This window comes from Citrobacter sp. Cf132 (assembly GCF_030333885.1).
GTDB lineage: Bacteria > Pseudomonadota > Gammaproteobacteria > Enterobacterales > Enterobacteriaceae > Citrobacter > Citrobacter freundii.
Genome location: NZ_JAOWFA010000023.1, coordinates 95,500 through 115,619, shown reverse-complemented (window position 1 = coordinate 115,619; position 20,120 = coordinate 95,500). Strand labels below are relative to the sequence as shown.

General features: G+C 52.2%; 17 protein-coding genes and 1 pseudogene. 5 read left to right on the top strand and 13 right to left on the bottom strand.

Annotated features, from left to right (window positions below):
* The first annotated feature begins 149 nt into the window (after window positions 1-149).
* Window positions 150-197 carry a small protein SpfP gene (spfP, locus tag OGV85_RS24500; protein ID WP_071892919.1) on the top strand — a complete coding sequence of 16 codons (48 nt, stop codon included), beginning with the start codon at window positions 150-152 and terminating at the stop codon, window positions 195-197.
* A 119-nt stretch (window positions 198-316) separates the two neighbouring features.
* On the opposite strand, the gene yihA is transcribed toward spfP, so the two are convergent.
* Entirely contained in the window at window positions 317-949 is a 633-nt protein-coding gene (gene yihA, locus OGV85_RS01075; RefSeq protein ID WP_003847926.1) for a ribosome biogenesis GTP-binding protein YihA/YsxC, read from the bottom strand.
* A 209-nt stretch (window positions 950-1,158) separates the two neighbouring features.
* On the opposite strand from yihA, the pseudogene OGV85_RS01070 reads away from it, so the two are divergent.
* The 3 genes and pseudogenes from OGV85_RS01070 to hemN all read left to right on the top strand — a co-directional run bounded on the left by OGV85_RS01070 (window position 1,159) and on the right by hemN (window position 3,584).
* A pseudogene (locus tag OGV85_RS01070) lies at window positions 1,159-1,344 on the top strand (hypothetical protein).
* Between the two features lie 168 nt (window positions 1,345-1,512).
* Entirely contained in the window at window positions 1,513-2,022 is a 510-nt protein-coding gene (yihI, locus tag OGV85_RS01065) for a Der GTPase-activating protein YihI (RefSeq protein WP_003028627.1), read from the top strand.
* A 188-nt stretch (window positions 2,023-2,210) separates the two neighbouring features.
* Window positions 2,211-3,584: an oxygen-independent coproporphyrinogen III oxidase gene (gene hemN, locus OGV85_RS01060; protein WP_061548037.1), complete on the top strand. Its 1,374-nt coding sequence runs from the start codon at window positions 2,211-2,213 to the stop codon at window positions 3,582-3,584.
* Window positions 3,585-3,673: 89 nt separating this feature from the next.
* Here hemN and OGV85_RS01055 read toward each other — a convergent pair whose 3' ends face one another.
* From OGV85_RS01055 to glnA, 4 genes are all read right to left on the bottom strand, one after another.
* On the bottom strand, window positions 3,674-3,784 hold the full coding sequence (locus tag OGV85_RS01055; RefSeq protein WP_003028631.1) for a YshB family small membrane protein: 111 nt from the start codon (window positions 3,782-3,784) through the stop codon (window positions 3,674-3,676).
* A 111-nt stretch (window positions 3,785-3,895) separates the two neighbouring features.
* Entirely contained in the window at window positions 3,896-5,305 is a 1,410-nt protein-coding gene (glnG, locus tag OGV85_RS01050; protein WP_003028633.1) for a nitrogen regulation protein NR(I), read from the bottom strand.
* Window positions 5,306-5,315: 10 nt separating this feature from the next.
* Window positions 5,316-6,365 (bottom strand): nitrogen regulation protein NR(II), encoded by a 1,050-nt coding sequence (gene glnL, locus OGV85_RS01045; RefSeq protein ID WP_003028636.1) that lies wholly within the window; start codon window positions 6,363-6,365, stop codon window positions 5,316-5,318.
* Window positions 6,366-6,646: 281 nt separating this feature from the next.
* On the bottom strand, window positions 6,647-8,056 hold the full coding sequence (glnA, locus tag OGV85_RS01040) for a glutamate--ammonia ligase (RefSeq protein WP_003028638.1): 1,410 nt from the start codon (window positions 8,054-8,056) through the stop codon (window positions 6,647-6,649).
* A gap of 380 nt (window positions 8,057-8,436) precedes the next feature.
* Between glnA and typA the strand changes: the two genes are divergently transcribed.
* Window positions 8,437-10,260: a ribosome-dependent GTPase TypA gene (typA, locus tag OGV85_RS01035; RefSeq protein ID WP_003028641.1), complete on the top strand. Its 1,824-nt coding sequence runs from the start codon at window positions 8,437-8,439 to the stop codon at window positions 10,258-10,260.
* 70 nt (window positions 10,261-10,330) lie between these two features.
* On the opposite strand, the gene ompL is transcribed toward typA, so the two are convergent.
* From ompL to yihU, 8 genes are all read right to left on the bottom strand, one after another.
* The gene (gene ompL / locus OGV85_RS01030) at window positions 10,331-11,023 is read right to left on the bottom strand and encodes a porin OmpL (RefSeq protein ID WP_057064278.1); all 693 of its coding nucleotides are present in this window, start codon (window positions 11,021-11,023) and stop codon (window positions 10,331-10,333) included.
* Between the two features lie 66 nt (window positions 11,024-11,089).
* Window positions 11,090-12,511: an MFS transporter gene (locus OGV85_RS01025; protein WP_003028645.1), complete on the bottom strand. Its 1,422-nt coding sequence runs from the start codon at window positions 12,509-12,511 to the stop codon at window positions 11,090-11,092.
* A gap of 46 nt (window positions 12,512-12,557) precedes the next feature.
* Window positions 12,558-13,940, bottom strand: coding sequence for an MFS transporter (locus OGV85_RS01020; protein WP_003028647.1), 1,383 nt, complete (start codon window positions 13,938-13,940; stop codon window positions 12,558-12,560).
* A 45-nt stretch (window positions 13,941-13,985) separates the two neighbouring features.
* Window positions 13,986-16,022, bottom strand: a complete 2,037-nt coding sequence (locus OGV85_RS01015; protein ID WP_181522677.1) for an alpha-glucosidase — start codon at window positions 16,020-16,022, stop codon at window positions 13,986-13,988.
* Window positions 16,023-16,070: 48 nt separating this feature from the next.
* A complete protein-coding gene (locus OGV85_RS01010) occupies window positions 16,071-16,913 on the bottom strand; it encodes an aldose-1-epimerase (RefSeq protein ID WP_061548036.1) in 843 nt (280 codons plus the stop codon).
* Window positions 16,914-16,931: 18 nt separating this feature from the next.
* On the bottom strand, window positions 16,932-18,173 hold the full coding sequence (gene yihS / locus OGV85_RS01005) for a sulfoquinovose isomerase (RefSeq protein WP_003028654.1): 1,242 nt from the start codon (window positions 18,171-18,173) through the stop codon (window positions 16,932-16,934).
* Between the two features lie 14 nt (window positions 18,174-18,187).
* The gene (gene yihT, locus OGV85_RS01000; protein WP_003028656.1) at window positions 18,188-19,063 is read right to left on the bottom strand and encodes a sulfofructosephosphate aldolase; all 876 of its coding nucleotides are present in this window, start codon (window positions 19,061-19,063) and stop codon (window positions 18,188-18,190) included.
* Between the two features lie 10 nt (window positions 19,064-19,073).
* Complete coding sequence (yihU, locus tag OGV85_RS00995) at window positions 19,074-19,970, bottom strand: sulfolactaldehyde 3-reductase (RefSeq protein WP_008323155.1); 897 nt, start codon at window positions 19,968-19,970, stop codon at window positions 19,074-19,076.
* Window positions 19,971-20,120: the final 150 nt, after the last annotated feature.

Below are 20,120 nucleotides of genomic sequence, written 5' to 3'. Positions count from 1 at the left end.
GCTCTTTTTCGTAACTAAGCAACATAAGAGAGAACTTTTTGTGATGTCCATTAGAATTCCCTATGTAAGGAATGAAAAAAAATTACAAAAAGTGCTTTCTGAGCTGCTCAAAAAAGAGTAAAGTTATTCTCGTAGGGTACAGAGGTAAGATGTTCTATCTTTCAGACCTTTTACTTCACGTAATCGGATTTGGCTGAATATTTTAGCCGCCCCAGTCAGTAATGACTGGGGCGTTTTTTATTGTGCGAAAGAAAAGTTTTGTACATGCTGTAGGCCGGATAAGACGCGCAGCGGCGCCATCCGGCAATACGGTGGGTTATTCCCCGTCCTGCATCTCTTCAACCGGTGCCAGTTCACTAAACCAGCTATCCAGTTTTTGCCGCAGTTTGTCCACACCCAGCTTTTTCAGCGATGAAAATGCTTCTACCTGCACATCACCGTTAAATGCCAGTACGGCTTCGCGTACCATATTCAGTTGCGCTTTGCGTGCACCGCTGGCCAGCTTATCTGCTTTAGTCAGCAGTACCAGAACCTGAACGTTGCTCTCAACCGCCCACAGGATCATCTGTTGATCGAGATCTTTTAACGGGTGACGAATATCCATTAGTACCACCAGACCTTGCAGGCTCTGACGTTTTTCCAGATATTCAGCCAGCGCGCGCTGCCATTTACGCTTCATCTCTTCTGGAACTTCGGCATAACCGTATCCTGGCAAATCGACCAGGCGTTTGCCGTCAACGACTTCAAACAGGTTGATGAGCTGAGTACGACCTGGCGTTTTAGATGTACGTGCCAGACCCTTTTGATTCGTCAGGGTATTTAGCGCACTGGATTTGCCTGCGTTGGAACGGCCAGCAAAAGCCACTTCTATACCGGTGTCGGAAGGTAAGTGGCGAATATCAGGCGCACTCATCACAAAGTGCGTCTGTTGATAATTCAAGTTAGTCAAAGCAGTCCTCTCCATCAATCAGGGCTTTGCAGCGATTATACCTGAACCCCAGCAAAAGGCTGGTTTTTCGACGAGTGGGCTGTGTGAGTAAAAACCCCGCGCTTTGTGAGACATTGCCGACAGTTTCTATACGAGATGACAGAGTAAAAAATGACAGAACTAAAATAAATCATAGAGTTACATTTGGGCGCTATTCTTAAAATCAGAAATTGTTACCCAGGTTACTTGTACGTTTAAACCAAAACGGTAAAGTAGCGTCCATAGCGAGGAAGCTGACAGGATAGACAACTCAGGATGAGGGTCAGGAGCGCCAGGAGGCGAAGACACAGGATTGTCAGGAAGACAAACGTCCGGAGACGTTAGTAAAAGGAAATGGAAACAACACGGAATGTTAGAGGCTAAGGGAAAAACAGGGTGTGTTGATAGCCAACAGGGATTGTAAAGCCCGTAAGGGTTGAGAGTCAGGAAAAAAGGCGACAGATTACTCTGTCGCCTTTTTTCTTTATTTCTGCTAGATTCCGGCGCAATTATATACTGAATAAAACAGCCAAAGACGAATCATGATGAAACCAACTTCTACACCACGCGGTAAAGGTCCTGCAAAAGCGCGTCGTAAAACACGCGAAGAAATTAACCAGGAAGCCCGCGACCGTAAGCGCCAGAAAAAACACCGTGGTCATGCGGCAGGTAGCCGTGCGTCCGGTAGCGAAGGCGCATCTGGTGGCGGAAACCAAAATAAGCAAAAAGATCCTCGTATTGGCAGCAAAACCCCCATTCCATTGGGCGTGACCGAAAAAGTCACCAAACAGCACAAACCGAAGAGTGAGAAACCTATGCTTTCACCACAGGCTGAGTTGGATTTACTGGAAACGGATGAGCGCCTGGATGCGCTGCTGGAGCGTCTTGAAGCAGGAGAGACCCTGAGCGCGGAAGATCAGTCCTGGGTTGATGCTAAGCTGGACCGCATTGATGAGCTGATGCAAAAGCTGGGTCTTTCTTACGATGACGAGGAAGAAGAGGAAGAAGAAGAAAAGCAGGAAGACATGATGCGCCTGCTGAAAGGCGGCAACTAACGGTTTTACACCGTGGGTCTTCCCGTCCTGCTTATAACCCTTCCGGTTATATGTTATCTGGTGTGGTTATTCGTTAAACTACAGCGGTTGTCGCGGCGACAGAAGTGGCTGCGCAACCGACTTATCACCCGTACTGGGGTTAAGTCGGTACGCCGTACCCGCCAGAGACGCCATCGGAAGGAGTGAGCATGTCAGAGCAGTTAATAGACTGGGACCTGGCCCTGATCCAGAAATATAACTATTCCGGGCCACGATATACCTCGTACCCGACCGCGCTGGAGTTTTCTGAAGACTACGGCACTGATGCATTTCTAAAGGCCGTAGCGCGTTATCCTGAGCGTCCTCTCTCGCTGTACGTTCACATCCCGTTCTGCCACAAGCTGTGTTATTTCTGCGGCTGTAACAAGGTCGTGACTCGCCAGCAGCATAAAGCCGATCAATACCTCGATGTCTTAGAACAAGAAATTATTCATCGCGCACCGCTGTTTGCCGGACGTCATGTCAGTCAGCTGCACTGGGGCGGCGGCACGCCAACGTATCTGAATAAAGCGCAAATCAGCCGTTTGATGTCGCTGCTGCGTGGCAACTTTAACTTTAACGACGACGCCGAAATCTCGATCGAAGTGGATCCGCGTGAAATTGAGCTGGATGTGCTCGATCATTTACGCGCTGAAGGTTTTAACCGCCTGAGCATGGGGGTGCAGGACTTCAATAAAGAAGTTCAGCGCCTGGTGAACCGTGAGCAGGATGAGGAGTTTATCTTTGCGCTGCTGAATCATGCGCGTGAGATTGGCTTTACCTCAACGAATATCGATCTGATTTATGGTTTGCCAAAACAGACGCCGGAAAGTTTCGCCTTTACCCTGAAACGCGTTGCTGAGCTGAATCCAGACCGACTGAGCGTCTTCAACTACGCGCACCTGCCGACGCTGTTTGCCGCTCAGCGCAAGATTAAAGACGCCGACCTGCCCAGCGCGCAGCAGAAGCTGGATATCCTGCAGGAAACCATTTCTTCACTGACCGAAACCGGTTATCAGTTCATTGGTATGGATCACTTTGCTCGGCCGGATGATGAGCTGGCGATTGCTCAACGCAAGGGTGTGCTGCATCGTAATTTCCAGGGTTATACCACCCAGGGTGATACCGATCTGCTGGGAATGGGCGTGTCAGCCATTAGTATGATTGGTGACAACTATGCGCAGAACCAGAAAGAGCTGAAGTGCTATTATCAGCAGGTAGACGAGCAGGGGGACGCACTGTGGCGCGGAATTGCCCTGACCCGCGATGACTGCATTCGTCGTGATGTTATTAAGCTCCTGATCTGTAACTTCCGCCTCGACTATGCCGCTGTGGAACAGCAATGGGATCTGAACTTCGCTGACTATTTTGCCGAAGACCTGAAACTGCTGGCACCACTGGCGAAAGATGGGCTGGTGGATGTGGATGAGAAGGGGATTCAGGTTACGCCGAAGGGACGCCTGTTGATCCGTAATATTTGCATGTGCTTTGATGCTTATCTGCGGCAGAAAGCACGCATGCAGCAGTTCTCCCGCGTCATTTAACCGGGTTGCCCGGTGGCGCTACGCTTACCGGGCCTACACGTCGCAATAATCTGTAGGCCGGATAAGCGTTAGCGCCATCCGGCGCGCCTTCAGCTGAACAGCCCAACCAGCGCTGCACACAGCACTGCGGCAACCGCAGTTTGTGGCGTATGGCTTTCGACCGCACCGCTCGACAGCAGATTAATCATTGATTCCAGCATGATGACTTCCCCCGTTTGCCGGGCACGATCATACTTAACTCATCGGAACAGTAAAGCGCAAAATAGCAGCAATTTGCGCTCAATTATCAATCTTTACACAGTGACGAATCGTCACTCCATTCCGAGTTCTTTTAACTTACGCGTCAAGGTATTACGGCCCCAGCCAAGCAGGCGTGCGGCTTCCTGTTTGTGCCCCTGGGTATGACGTAGCGCGGTGGTCAACAGCGTGCGCTCCATTTCAGGTTGAGCCTCAGAAAGCAGGTTTTGATGACCGGAACGCAAGGCCCGGTCTGCCCACTGTGCCAACAGGGTTGCCCAGCTGTCTGGCTGCATATGGGACGGTGCGTCAGGCACGGTGGTTTCAAACAGCTCGGCTGGTAAGTCCTGAATCAGTACTTCCTGGCCGGCGGCCATGACGGTTAACCAGCGGCAGGTGTTCTCAAGCTGACGCACGTTACCAGGCCAGGCCAGACGGGTCAGCGCTGCCTCGGTCTCCGGGTGTAATTGTTTGGCTTCAACCCCCAGTTCGTGCGCGGCCTCCTGCAGGAAATGGCGCGCCAGACGTGGGATATCTTCCCGACGTTCACGCAGCGGCGGCAAATGCACGCGGATGACGTTCAGACGATGGAATAAGTCCTCGCGGAATTTGCCTTCCTGTACGCGTAGTTCCAGATTCTGGTGCGTGGCGGCGATAATACGTACGTCCACCTTCACGGGCGCATAGCCGCCAACGCGGTAAAACTGTCCATCGGCTAATACGCGCAATAAACGCGTTTGCACGTCCAGCGGCATATCGCCAATTTCATCGAGGAACAGCGTACCGCCGTCAGCCTGTTCAAAGCGCCCCTGACGGATGGTATTCGCCCCGGTAAACGCGCCTTTCTCGTGACCAAACAGCTCAGATTCGATCAAATCTTTCGGAATAGCCGCCATGTTCAGGGCGATAAACGGCGCTTTGACGCGCGGGCTATGACGATGCAACGCATGGGCGACCAGCTCTTTACCGGTCCCGGACTCCCCGTTAATCAATACGCTGATTGACGACCGGGACAGTCGGCCAATAATGCGAAAGACGTCCTGCATTGCCGGCGCTTCGCCGATGATGTCAGTTGTTGGGCCGTTGATCTGAACATTGCGCGGCTGCTGCTGTTCCTGATAATGGCTGATGGCGCGTTCGACCAGCGCCACGGCTTCATCGATATCAAAAGGTTTGGGCAGATAATCAAACGCCCCTTGCTGATAGGCGCTGACGGCAGCATCCAGATCGGAGTGCGCGGTCATTATGATGACCGGAAGCATCGGATGCCGCTGTTTAATCTGTTTTAACAGCGTTAGACCGTCCATGCCCGGCATGCGAATATCCGACAACAGTACGTCAGGCGTTTTGCTGGCCAGCGCGTCCAGCACCTCTTTACCACTTTCAAATGTGGTACAGCTTAGCCCTGCCCCTGCGAGCGCACGTTCAAGCACCCAACGGATGGAACTATCGTCATCAACGACCCAGACTATTCCTCGTTGCATAAACGTCACCTTATTTCCTGATAGGCAGGTAAACCGAGAACTCGGTATGACCCGGCCAACTGGTAAATTCAATTTTGCCGGAATGTTGATCAATTAAATTGCGGGCGATGGATAATCCAAGCCCGGTACCGCCTTCGCGACCGCTGACCATTGGGTAGAACAGCGTGTCCTGCAAATGCGAGGGAATACCCGGACCGTTGTCCTCAACATCAATCCGTGCCGCCAGGCGATAACGTACGCCGTGCAGCGTGAGCTGAAACGCGGTGCGGGTACGCAGAATGATCTCACCGCCTTCCGCTCCCAGCGCCTGCAAAGCATTGCGCACGATGTTTAACAGAACCTGCTCGATCTGGTCCGGGTCGTGCAGTAATTCGGGCAGACTCGGGTCGTAATCACGAATCAGCGTGACGTTTTCCGGGAGCTCCATTGAGACCAGCGCCACCACGCGCTCCGCCACCTTGTGAATACTTTCCGTGACATGCATGCCAGGCTGTTGTGGTCCCAGCAGACGGTCGACCAGATTACGCAGGCGGTCGGCCTGCTCAATAATGACTTTGGTATATTCGGTCAGCGCCGGGTCCGGAAGCGCTTTGCTGAGTAGCTGCGCTGCGCCGCGTAATCCACCTAAAGGGTTCTTGATTTCGTGCGCCAGACCGCGCACCAGATCGCGGGCGGCAATCTGCTGGGCGTGCTGGAGCTGCTCCTGACTCAGACGGCGCTGGTTATCCATTGGCGCCATCTCCAGCAGGATAAGGCCATCAGGCAGCCTCTGAGCGGTCACTGACAGGATATGTGAGTGGCTGTCTATCACCAGCGTCACTTCGTTATCCGTAAAGCCCTGGCCTGCTTCCAGGCTCTCTCGCATCAGTCCGATGTTTAAGGAGAAATAACTCAACAGATCGGGAAGCGGTGTACCAAACAGTTTGCGGGAGCTTTGGGCGAGCAGCTGCTGTGCCGCCGGATTGGCGTAATGTACCGCCAGCTCATCGTCGACGAGCAAAATGCTGTTGATTAAAGAATTGAGGATCTGCCCAGCATCGGGCAGCGTGCCGGTTGCCATTCAGCAGTCTCCTGAAAAGTGTTGCACCAATTTAGTGCATTATAGCTTTTTACATCAAAAAAGCGCGAGAAAGCAGGTTGTTAGTGGAGAAAAAAGCCCATCCTGGGATGGGCTACAGATGACTGGCAAACGCAGATGCCGGATGGCGGCTTTGCTTTATCCGGCCTACAAGGTGATGTTACCGGTAGGCCTGATAAGCTTGCGCCATCAGGCGTCCTATCATTCGCCATCGATCTCAAGCCTGCCTGAGCAGGCTAAAAGTTCCACGGCAACTCAAACGATTAAACGCTGTAGTACAGCTCAAACTCTACCGGGTGCGGAGTCATACGCACACGGTCATCTTCTTCGCGACGCAGCGTAATGTACGCATCGATCGCTTCATTGGTGAACACGCCGCCTGCAGTCAGGAACTCACGATCCAGATCCAGTTCTTTCAGTGCTTCTTCCAGAGAACCAGCAACCTGTGGGATCTCTTTCGCTTCTTCTGGCGGCAGGTCGTACAGGTTTTTGTCCATGGCTTCGCCCGGGTGGATCTTGTTCTTGATACCGTCAAGACCAGCCATCAGCAGCGCTGCGAAGCACAGGTACGGGTTAGCAGCCGGGTCCGGGAAACGCACTTCGATACGACGCGCTTTCGGAGAAGCAACTACCGGAATACGGATAGAAGCAGAACGGTTACGGGCAGAGTAAGCCAGCATTACCGGCGCTTCGTAGCCTGGGACCAGACGCTTATAGGAGTTGGTGGTCGGGTTAGCCAGGGCGTTGATCGCTTTAGCGTGTTTGATTACGCCGCCGATGTAGAACAGCGCCTGCTCAGACAGACCCGCATATTTGTCGCCAGAGAACAGGTTTACACCGTTCTTGGACAGGGACATGTGGCAGTGCATACCGGAGCCGTTATCACCGAACATCGGTTTTGGCATAAAGGTCGCGGTTTTACCGAAACGGTGCGCAACGTTGTGCACGACGTATTTGTAGATCTGAATTTCGTCCGCTTTTTTGGTCATGGTGTTAAAGCGGGTCGCGATTTCGTTCTGGCCAGCGGTCGCCACTTCGTGGTGATGCGCTTCAACAACCAGGCCCATCTCTTCCATGATCAGACACATGGTAGAACGGATGTCCTGAGAAGAATCTACCGGAGGAACCGGGAAGTAACCGCCTTTCACACCAGGACGGTGACCTTTGTTACCACCTTCGTATTTGGTGGAGGAGTTCCATGCGCCTTCGATGTCATCGATTGCCACGTGGGAACCGGAAATAGACGCGCCGAAACGGATGTCGTCAAACAGGAAGAATTCTGGCTCTGGCCCGAACAGAACGGTGTCTGCGATGCCGGTAGAACGCAGATACTCTTCAGCGCGTTTTGCGATGGAGCGCGGGTCGCGGTCATAGCCCTGCAGTGTACCGGGTTCCAGGATATCGCAACGGATGATCAGGGTAGACTCTTCATAGAACGGGTCGATGAGTGCAGTCGACGCATCTGGCATCAGAACCATGTCTGATTCGTTAATGCCTTTCCAGCCACCGATTGAGGAGCCGTCAAACATTTTGCCTTCTTCAAAGAATTCGGCATTTACCTGATGAGCAGGAATAGTGACGTGCTGTTCTTTACCTTTGGTATCAGTGAAGCGTAAATCAACAAACTTCACTTCGTGTTCGTTCAGCATCGTCAAAACGTGTTCAGCGGACATACTTACTCTCCCGGATTGGTCATGGTCGTCGTGGTAACGAAGTCTTCAATTCTGCAAAAAATTGGCCGTGTCGCCGTAAAAAATATAAAGCGAAATCTGTGCCAACTTTTAAATTGCCCCTAAAAGGCGTTATCATGCGCACTATCGTGCAAAGGGGCTGCACCATGAAGGTTGTATTGCACCATTATAGTGCTTTAATGTGAACATTAAGCACCATATTGGTGCAAAGCATGTCAGATTACCCCTTTTAACGCTCCGTGAATGTGATCACAAAGAAACTCTGCAATACTTGTTTGCGGAGGATGTTTGTGATCCTGTTTTGTACTGCGATTAATCCGTGTACAATAACGCGCTATTTCTAAAATGCCTGAGGCAAAGTTGTGATCGAAAATTTGCGTAACATCGCCATCATCGCGCACGTAGACCATGGTAAAACGACCCTGGTAGACAAGCTGCTCCAACAATCCGGTACGTTCGATGCACGTGCTGAAACCCAAGAGCGCGTGATGGACTCCAACGATTTGGAGAAAGAGCGTGGGATTACCATCCTCGCTAAAAACACCGCTATCAAATGGAATGACTACCGCATCAACATCGTTGATACCCCGGGGCACGCCGACTTCGGTGGTGAAGTTGAACGTGTAATGTCCATGGTCGACTCCGTGCTGCTGGTGGTGGATGCAATGGATGGTCCGATGCCGCAGACGCGCTTCGTGACCAAAAAAGCCTTTGCCCATGGCCTGAAGCCAATTGTTGTTATCAACAAAGTTGACCGTCCTGGCGCTCGTCCTGACTGGGTTGTTGATCAGGTATTCGACCTGTTCGTTAACCTCGACGCTACCGACGAACAGCTGGACTTCCCGATCGTTTACGCTTCCGCGCTGAACGGTATCGCAGGTCTGGATCACGAAGATATGGCTGAAGACATGACTCCGCTGTATCAGACCATCGTTGATCGTGTACCGGCTCCGAACGTAGACCTTGATGGCCCGCTGCAGATGCAAATCTCTCAGCTGGACTACAACAACTACGTTGGCGTAATCGGCATCGGCCGCATTAAACGCGGTAAAGTTAAACCGAACCAGCAGATCACTATCATTGATAGCGAAGGCAAAACCCGTAACGGTAAAGTCGGTAAAGTTCTGACTCATCTGGGTCTGGAACGTATCGAGAGCGATATTGCCGAAGCCGGCGATATCATCGCGATTACCGGTCTGGGCGAACTGAACATCTCCGACACCATCTGCGATCCGCAGAACGTCGAAGCGCTGCCGGCTCTGTCCGTTGATGAACCGACCGTAACCATGTTCTTCTGCGTAAATACCTCTCCGTTCTGTGGTAAAGAAGGTAAATATGTTACCTCTCGTCAGATCCTTGACCGCCTGAACAAAGAGCTGGTGCACAACGTTGCGCTGCGCGTTGAAGAAACCGAAGATGCGGATGCGTTCCGCGTATCCGGTCGTGGTGAGCTGCACCTGTCTGTTCTGATTGAAAACATGCGTCGTGAAGGTTTCGAAATGGCGGTTTCCCGTCCGAAAGTTATCTTCCGCGAAATCGATGGCCGTAAACAAGAGCCGTTCGAAAACGTAACGCTGGACGTCGAAGAGCAGCATCAGGGTTCTGTCATGCAGGCTCTGGGTGAGCGTAAAGGCGACCTGAAAAACATGAATCCAGATGGCAAAGGCCGCGTACGTCTTGACTACGTGATCCCAAGCCGTGGTCTGATCGGTTTCCGTTCAGAATTCATGACCATGACTTCCGGTACCGGTCTGCTGTACTCCACCTTCAGCCACTACGACGATGTTCGTGCGGGTGATGTGGGTCAGCGTCAGAACGGCGTACTGATCTCTAACGGCCAGGGTAAAGCAGTTGCGTTCGCACTGTTCAGCCTGCAGGACCGCGGTAAGCTGTTCCTGGGTCACGGTGCTGAAGTTTACGAAGGCCAGATCATCGGTATTCACAGCCGCTCTAACGACCTGACTGTAAACTGCCTGACCGGTAAGAAACTGACCAACATGCGTGCGTCCGGTACTGACGAAGCAACGGTTCTGGTTCCGCCGGTTAAGATGACTCTGGAGCAGGCTCTGGAATTCATCGATGACGACGAACTGGTAGAAGTTACCCCAACCTCTATCCGTATCCGTAAGCGTCACCTGACTGAAAACGATCGTCGCCGTGCAATGCGTGGCGCGAAAGAAGAGTAATTAACGCTCTTTCTCAGGTAAGCATAAAAAAGCCGCTGATTATCAGCGGCTTTTTTTATCATCAGCAGTATCAGAAGAAATACTTTGCCCCAATACGAATCTGGTTTTGTTCGCGATGATAGGGTTCAACATTGCGATCTAACCAGCGTAATTCCAGGTAGGGCAACCAGTGTTCATTGATCCGATATTTAAAGGTATTGGTAATTTCCCAGTGATGATCTTTTCCGTTGCTGCTATTGAAGTCATTGACTCGCATAAAATAGTGCGGTTCAAAGGTATAGGAAAATTTATCGGTAATGGCAAAGTTCCAGTAGTTACCTATTTCATAGGTATCATTATTATCCAGGTCACCGTTCAGGTCGGTTGAACTGTAGTTATTATGATTATATCGATTACGCACGGTAAGATTAAACCATGGCGTAAATTTATAGTTAACATCCAGATAAACAGCACCGCCAGAACCAATACTCTTATCGTTTATTAGCCCGCCAGGTTGGATTGTTAATTTATCTGTCGGTTTAAATAACGGATACCAGCCCTCTATTTCGTTATAGCCGTGTTTTAGCTCATCCTTGCGTTGCATCGTGTAGGTGTTGGTGAGCATGATACCTGCGCCCATATCAGAGTTATAGCCGACGCGCATCATGACCTCTATTTGATCGGACGCCAGGTTATATGCTTCCCGGTTTTCTACATAGGCTCCAGCGAAAGCAGAGGTTGATACCACAGAGGATAAGAAAATTATTGTCGTTAATTTTTTCATGATAAATCCATTTTTTAAGCGTAGGGAGGCCGCCATCCATTGGGATGGAATAGGCGGCTATTATTTTTATACGTTTACAGCAGAGGTATTCTTTTTATTGGTAATAGGGTCCGGTTGGATGTTGTTTTTCTTCCGTTGGCTGATTTCCTCAATAATAAAAGCAAAACGTGTTTCGTTGAGTTTATAAAAGAAGCCCATTGTGAGTGCTGCAATAATTGCAAGTCCGCAAGGCCAGAGAAAAATAAGCTGCCGCAAACCGAGCAGGGTAGCATCGCTCTGGGCTATGTTGGGGATATAACCGATTTGTGTCAGCATAATCCCAGGCAGGAAGCCTGCGAGCGCCGCGGAAATTTTGCGAGAAAAGGTATAACCCGTATATACCGAACCTTCCGCACGGATCCCCGTCTTCCATTCGCCATAATCGACCGTATCCGGAACCAGCGCCCAGTTCAGGCTGTTAACAAAAGCGGTTCCGAAGAAGGCCATGCAAGAAAACATCACGAATAAAAATGACGTGCTGCCCCAGAAAAAGTTCAGCACATCGCCGATTGCCCATAGCGCCAGACCGCCGAGGTAAACCTGTTTTTTACCGAAGCGTTTTACAGCTGTGGGAACCAGCAGTACCCCAACCAGAATGCATCCCATGCTGAAGAAACCCATCCACGACAGCAGATGTATATCGTTCAGCACGTACTGGGTGTAATACACCTGAATCGCCAGCTTAATGTTGAATGCCGCCAGCGTGCACAAGTTGGCAACACATAGCACCAATAGTGGAGGGTTACGGAAAATGGCGCAGAACGATTTGAGAATACTGGGTTTATGGTGATCCGGTACGATTTCGATATAGCGTTCCTTCACACCGCTAAAGCACCACCACATACTGAACAGTCCGCAGACAGAGAAGAGCAGTGCGGCAATCAGATAACCCAGCGAAGGCGAACTGACAAATAGCGCCTGAATTGGCATAAAGCCAACGGTACACAGTAACAGGCCTACGGTAGCGCCGCCCTGACGCCAGGCGGCGAGCTGAGCGCGTTCATGTGGATTTTTAGTAATTGCAGGCACCATCGCGCCGTAGGAACAGTTCATCAGGCTATAGAACAGGCCGAACAGCATGAACAACACCGTTGCCAGTCCCGTTTTCACTGTTAGCGTAAATCCTGTCGCTAAAAACTGCGCGCTGGCGACGACGGCGACAGGAAATGACGCATACAAAATAAAGGGTCTGAATTTCCCCTTTGCGCCAATATTACGCCTTGAGTCCAGCAACACGCCGGTCAGAATATCGGTGAAGGCGGTGAAGAACTTCGCTACTAAAAAGATAATCCCACCGTACCAGGCCGGCATCCCTAGTTCATCGGTATAAAATTTAAGCAGATACAGCGTGCCGATACACAGCATCAAATTTGAGCCGAAGTCACCCACTCCGTAGGCGAATTTTTCACGCAGGCTCAGTTTTAGCGTTAGCGGATCATGAAAAGACATAATCGCTCCTCAATAGCGCCCCGTAGAGCGCTATTCATTATTATTATCAAACGGTTTGTTTACGCGCTTCTATCTCTTCAACGATGCGGACATACATCTTCTCGTTAAGGTTGTAGAAACAGCCCATAGCTACAATGGTGATCACCGCCAACGCGCAGGGATAAATAAAGATCAGCTGACGCAATCCTTCGACCGTACTGGCAGATTGCACCACGTTGGGGACATAGCCGATTTGCGTCAGCATCCAGCCGGGGAAGAATCCTGCCAGCGCTTGTGACACTTTACGAAAGAAGGTGAAGCCGGTGTATACCGTTCCTTCCGAACGTACGCCGGTACGCCATTCGCCATATTCCACCGTGTCAGAAACCAGTGCCCAGTTCAGGCTGTTGACGAATGCTGAGCCGAAGAACGCCAGGCACGAGAAAGCGACAAAGCTGACGGAACCGCCGCCAAAGAAGTAGTTCAGCAGATCGCCCGCGACCCAAATCAACAAACCGCCGATGTAGACCTTTTTCTTGCCGAAACGTCTGACCATTCCCGGCATCAAGAAGACACCGATGAAGATACAGCCCATGCTGAAAAAGCCCATCCAGGAAAGGAGGATCGGGTCGTTCAGTACGTACTGGGTGTAATAGACCTGAATCGCCAGCTTGACGTTAAACGCGCCAAGTGTGCAAAGGTTGGCAACGCACAGAATAAACAGCGGGCGGTTACCTGCGATGGCGCGGAAGGATTGCAGCAATCCCGGTTTTTGCGCGGCATCAACGGGTTTCACTTCCACGTAGCGTTCTTTAACCCCGGCATAGCACAGCCACATAAACAGCAAGCCGAACAGAGAGAATAAGGTGGCGGCGAAGATATAACCCAACTGTGAGTTGCCTTCGATCAGGTTCATTACTGGCACAAAACCGACGGTGCACAGCAGCAGGCCAAGAGTGGCTCCGCCCTGTCGCCAGGCTGCCAGCGAGGCGCGTTCGTCCGGGTTTTTGGTGATCGCGGGGACCATCGCACCGTAAGAGCAGTTCATCATACTGAAGAACAGTCCGTACAGCATAAACAGTACCGTTGCCATCACCGTTTTACCGGTGACTTCAAATGGTGTACCGACAAAGTTCGCAATCGCCAGCAGCGTCACTGGAAATGCGGCATACAGAACGAACGGGCGGAATTTGCCTTTCGGGCCGATTTTGCGGCGCGAGTCGAGCATAATCCCAGTCCCCATATCGGTAAACGCGGTAAAAAACTTGGCGATAAGGAAAATGATACCGCCATAAGTTCCAGGTAAACCAAGAACATCGGTATAAAACTTGAGTAAATAGAGCGTACCTATGTCCAGCAGGATATTGGAACCTAAATCACCCATCCCATAGGCGAGTTTTTCTTTGAACGGCAAGCGTAGGGTTGCCGGATTAGAAGAGGTCTGACTCATTATTATTCTCCATGTGCCCGTGAGTCTCCCCACGGGCGAGCCGTTTTAGATGTTGCGTAAAGTGGCAAACAGTGACGCCCATTCACTCTTCGCGCGATAAAACACCGGAGGCTTGCCAATCGGCGCATCCACGGTAATTTCACCGCCCTGATAGGTTTCCCCGGTCCAGACATTTATCCAGCTATCTTCCGGCAGATACAGGGTCCAGTCGGATTTGCCTTGCTCGTGAACTGGCGCGACCAAAAGATCTTGTCCCAGCAGATACTGATATTTCAGGGTATAGGTACGCGCATCGTCTTCGTAATGCAGGAACAGCGGACGCATCACCGGCAGACCGGTAGCGCTGTTTTGCGCGACGGCCTGTTTGAGATACGGTTTCAGGGTGGTAAACACGGTGGTCATTCGTGCAAAGTGGGCGATGGTTTCAGCATCACCATCAAACTGCCAGTTATCGCCTGGGCGGTTACCCTCGTGGGTACGCATCATCGGCGTGAAGGCGCTGAAGTCACACCAGCGCAGCAGCAGTTCTTTGCTGCGTTTCATGTCAAACAGGGTGGTGTAGCCGCCGATATCGCTGTGGTGCAGACCGTGGCCGGTCATCGCCAGCGACAGCGCCGCAGGAACGACGGAAGCCAGACCGTCGTCAAGGCTCCAGTCCACGTTCTGATCGCCCGCCCACATCATGGTGGAGTATTTCTGGCTGCCGGTGTAACCCGCACGCATAAAGAACAGGATCTCGCCGAGTTTGCCGGTCTCCTGTAGCGCTTCGTAGTTACATTTCGCCCACAGTGCGGGCCAGGCGTTGTGCATGATCTCGGCGCTGACGCCGTTGTGCAGATACGTATCTGTCGGCAGGTATTCGCCAAAATCTGCCATCCAGCCGCCGCAGCCCAGTTCGATCATGTTTTTCTTGATGACCTCTTTGAACCAGTCGTAGGCTTCCGGGTTGGTCAGATCGACCACGCCGCCGTAAAACTCGCCAAACTCTACGAGGTAATCGCCGCCGGAGGCATCTTTCGCCAGGTAACCGTGTTTGGCCGCTTCGGCACAGAGATCTTTATCGCTGGCAACATACGGGTTGATGTAGGAGAGGAACTGCACGCCTTCTTCTTTCCATTGCTTAATACGGCTATCCAACTGCGGATAATTGTTGCTGTTCCACTTCCAGTTCCACATCACGCGCTTGCCAAAGGAGGTCATGCGGATCCCGGACCAGTCCTGCGCCCAGATGCCATTTACTTTCACGCCTGCGTTACGCATGGTGTCCAGTTTGCTCTGGCAAACCTCAGTACCGCCCTGAATACCGAGCGTGACGCCATCGTAGATCCAGTCCGGCAGCTCCGGCTGGCGTCCTAACAGCGCAGTCAGTTTTTCCAGCAGAGAGATGTAGGTATCAGCGCACTCAAAGCGCAGGGTGGTTTTGTCCTCCCACAGCGCCAGTTCGTGATACTCCGGCGCGCTGAAGTCGAAATTCATATAGCAACTGTTATCAACGTGGCAGTAGTACTTCTGCGTGCTGACGAAGGTCGGCTGTGGGAAGAAGGTCCAGTAGTAGTCGCCACCGGCGTTCTCTTTACAGTCGGCTTGCCAGGTGACATAGCTGTTTTTGTTTCGGCCCACGCCCTGTTCGCTGGTCCACAGCGGGAACGGCTTACCGCGTAAGTCGAAATAAGAGAACTGTTCGCCGCAGCCGTAAATATGATCGTCCGCCCTGGCGGCCAGACGCAGCCAGATGCGGTTATGGTTGAGATCGCCGTTGTGCAGATCCAGCTTCAGGCGACCCTGTTCATCGGTGGAAATATGCAGCGTGGCGTTGATGGTATCACCGCGGCTGAAATGCACCCGCCAGCCGTCTGGGGACTCGCTTACAGTGGCACCAGTTAGAGCAATCTTCTCATTGAGCCTGTCTTTAATGCTGAAGTTGCCGCGAAACATGTCAATGTCGGCAACGCCAGCACCGACCCACAGGCAGGGCGTTTCTGTGCTGTGGCGTAAAATCAGGCGTTGGTGGTACGTTAAAGCAAATCCATCAGGTAATGATTTGAGTTCTAAGGCGGTTGACCGTTGTTGTAGCGAATTCATTGTCGTCTCCGTAAAAATAGGGTAATTCGGTAATTTGTCGGAAATCTGTTATTCACTGCCGATTAAAAAATGCATCTGATGTTGTTCTCCGGGCGCGAGATGAATCAGGCTAATTCCGGAGTTAAAGGCGTCAGGCGGGCAGGTCATCGGTTCAACCGCCAGGCCACGCCGTGCTAATTTTTCGCCGGTATACACTTGCAACCAGGGCTGGTGGCTGCGTAAAAAAGTGGACATGTTTTGCGATGGGCTGGTCATCCTGACTTCCCACTCAGCGTCAGGTGGCATAGTTCTGAACGTATGATCGATAGCGGTCTGCGCAATGCGTTGCGGCTTGGTGAAATATCGTTCATCACATGTTTCTTCACTCACCGGGAGTGTTAATTCACAGTCATCAATGGGTTGCAGATTGCAGGTCAAATAGGGATGTGCTCCCGCGCCATACGGCGCGATTTCGTCACCCACATTCTGTGTGTGGATAAAAACGTGCAGTCCACGGGTTGCTTCCAGCCGGTAAATCACCTCTGAAACCAGCGCAAAGGGATAACCATAAGAAGGCGGCAGAAAAATCGTCAGCGACACTTCCGATGCCGACTGCTGGTTAATCTGCCAGTCCCGCCAGGCCAGTAACCCATGAATGGCGGTATGTGAAATCGAGTCGTTAACGGCAAGCTGGTAATCCTTGCCGTTATAGTGATAGCTGCCGTCTACAACGCGGTTTGGCCAGGGGATTAACACTTTCCCCAAGTGTGCCAGCGGCATTTCTTCCGGTTTGTGGGGAATAACGATATGACGCCCACGGTGCGTCAATTCCGCTAGCCCAGCGCCAACCGTGACGATTTTCGCCTGGTAGTGTCCGGCCTGAAGATGAATGGTTTTTCCACCGCTATGCATGGCAGCCCACCTTGTTACTTATTTAGCGTTGATATCCAGCAGACCGGCGGCAACAGCCGGAGCAAGGCCCGGAGCCAGCGGCAGACGTGGGATCACCAGGCAGTGCAGCAGGTGATAAATATCCTGCTTGCCGTCCCAGACTTTGGTGGTCACCTTGTTATCGGTGTCCAGCTCCTGCCACCATGAACCGGTCTCGTAATCCATCAGGTAGGTGATGCAGTAATCCCACCATTTCTGGTACCAGGCTTCGTACTGGCTGTCGCCTGTGAGGGTGTACAGGGCGTAGGCGGTACCCATCGCTTCGACTATCGGCCAGCGCACTCTTTCGCGAACGATCGGTTTGCCATCCCAATCCACCGAATAGACAAAACCGTCTGCGCCGTCCGGTGCCCAGGCGTCGCGGATAGTGGCGTGGAAAAGTCCTTTTGCATCTTCCAGCAGCCAGGCAGGAGGCGTTTCGAAGCGAGCTTCCAGCGCGGCATGTAGATGCAGCATCAGGCGGCCCCACTCGATCCAGTGACCCGGCGTGCCACCGTAGGCGCGGAAACGGTGAGCTGGGTTGTCCTTGTTGTAATCGCGGATTGGATTCCACTGTGAATCGAAGTGTTCATTGACGCGGTACTCCCCGCTACGGGCCACGTCGTGAATAATCACCGAAGCGATACGCAGTGCGCGATCGAGCCATTTACGGTCATGAGTCACGTCATACACGATCAGGAAAGCCTCGACCGCGTGCATGTTAGCGTTGCCGCCGCGATAATCTTCTGTCTGGCTGAAGGCTTCGTCCCAGGACTCCAGGCACATTTGTTCGTCTTCGCTCCAGAAGTACTTCTCAATCACCTCTATGGCGTCATCCAGCAATTTTCTGGCCTGTGGATGACCGGTAGTGACCGCGCTTGCCGCGCCAAGTAAGACGAAGAAATGCTGATAACCCTGCTTGGAGGCATCCATCACTCCTTCGTCATTGACGCAGGCGTACCAACCGCCGTAGCGTGTGTCGCGTAGCGCGCCGTTCAGCGCCTTAATGCCGTGGTCGACGAGTTGATATGCACCTGGGCGACCCATGGAGGCGGCAACGGAATAGACGTGCAGCATGCGGGCGGTGATCCACAGATGTGTTCCCATATCCGCTCTGACCTGACCACTGTTTCCTAACCAACCAAACCCGGTGGGCACCGCCGCGTTCTTACCAAAGTTAAAGATGCGATCGGTTTCTTGTTCCAGCCAGCGGTTGTGGCTTAGGGTGTTAAACCATTTCATGCTTTGATCCTCTATTAGCGGCGGGCCATCATTTCGTCGACGATATCGCCCAGACGCTGCAACTTCGGTGCGGAAACATCACGCAGCATCAGTTCGGTATCCGGCAGACCCACGACGGATGACCAGACCGCACGCCCGGCCAGGAAGCCGGATGCGCCTGCGGTCATTGCTACGCTGACCGCGCGTGGGAACAGTTTTTCATCCACACCAGAGGAGAGAATGACCCACGGCATGTTGATGTTTTCATTCAGGCGCTGAGAGGCGCTAAGCAATTCCTGTTGGGTTCCTTTGCCGTACAGCGGCATTTCGACCTTGTAGAGATCGGCACCGCTGTCGCCCAGCTCTTTCGCGGCATCGATGATGGCCTGTTCACGGCAGAACTTATCGCCACGACGCGGTGGGCGAACAACCGGCTCGATGATGCTCAGCAGCCCATTGGAATGGCATAACTCATTGAATTCTTTCACCATGTCCAGGCGCTGTTGGGCATCTTCATCGCTACGCCACAGCACCAGCAGTTTGAGAGCCTTAGCACCATCTTGCTTCACAGCCTGCGGGTTGATTTTTTTATCAATCACTACGCTATCGACCGGAATTCCGTTACCCGGAATAAACTCATCAGCGGCCACAATCATGGCGCAGCTTTTGGCTACCGCGTTTTGCTCTACAACCTGGCGGTAGCAGAACTGCTGATCGACCAGAATGGCGGAGGCATAGGGGGACAGGATCTTTGCCGCATTGACTTTGAAATCGGTCAGCACGCTGTCATTGACCGGGGATTTTGCACCCGCAGCGGCAAACATTAAGCGCATGGCTTCGCGCTGATCGACCGCCAGCATGGCAAAACCGCCGGAAGCTCGGGTGATATCTTTCAGGGTGTACTTCGTCATTGTTCAGTCCTTACTTATCTGTGTGTTTATTTAGCCCGGCGGATGCGCGAACCTGTTCAAGAATGGCCGTCCAGTCTTCCCGGCCACGGCCAGCGGCGCGTGCCTGGTTATAGACTTCGCGAGATGCGGCACCGAGCGGCATCGGCACATGTAGTTGGTTGGCAACGTCCAGCGCGATGCCAAGATCCTTGTGAGCTAAATCGATCATGAAGGCCGGGGAAAGATCGCCTTTCAGCACTTTGTTCGGCCAGGAGGTAGTGAAGTGGCCTTTCCCGGCGGGAGTGCCGCTCATGACTTGCAAGGCCACATCGAAGGAGAGGCCGAGCGCTTCGCACAACACGGCGGCTTCAGCAGACAAGGCGTTTAACGCGATGCTCATGTAGTTGTTGATGAGCTTGACGCGAATGCCCATGCCGGGACCGCCTGCGTTGATCAATTCATTACCCATCGCCATCAGAACCGGTGTGGCGCGTTCTACCTGCTGTGCCGTTCCACCTGCCAGCAGCAACAGCGTTCCTGCGATAGCGTGATCGGAGGTACGTCCAACCGGGCAATCCATCATGTCGAAGCCTTTGTCACGCATATCGGCGATCAGTTTGTCGGTTTGCAGTGGGTGAATAGTCGACATATCAATCACTAATGCCTGTGGGGAAAGGCTTTCACAGATACCCTGCTCGCCGAACAGTACGCTGCGCACCAGATCGCCGTTTGGCAGCATTGTGATGACAAATTCTGCCCCTTTTACTGCCTGAGCCGGGCTGCTGGCAGGTTGGGCTCCTTTTTCCACCAGGCGCTGAACGGCATCCGGGTTAACGTCAAAGACGCTGAGTTGATGACCCTGCTTCAGCAAGTTGCTCGCCATGGGTGAACCCATCTGACCTAATCCGATAAATGCTATAACTGCCATAACGTTCTCCTGAGACGTGGATGTCATTTTTTGTCATTTAAGGTCGTTTGTTTTTGTCTGTTTTTGATCGTATTTGTAATTTATGGTCAAAAAATTGACAGCCGTCACTTTTTAAACATTTTGTGAAATTAAAATGATCCCATCTTGAAA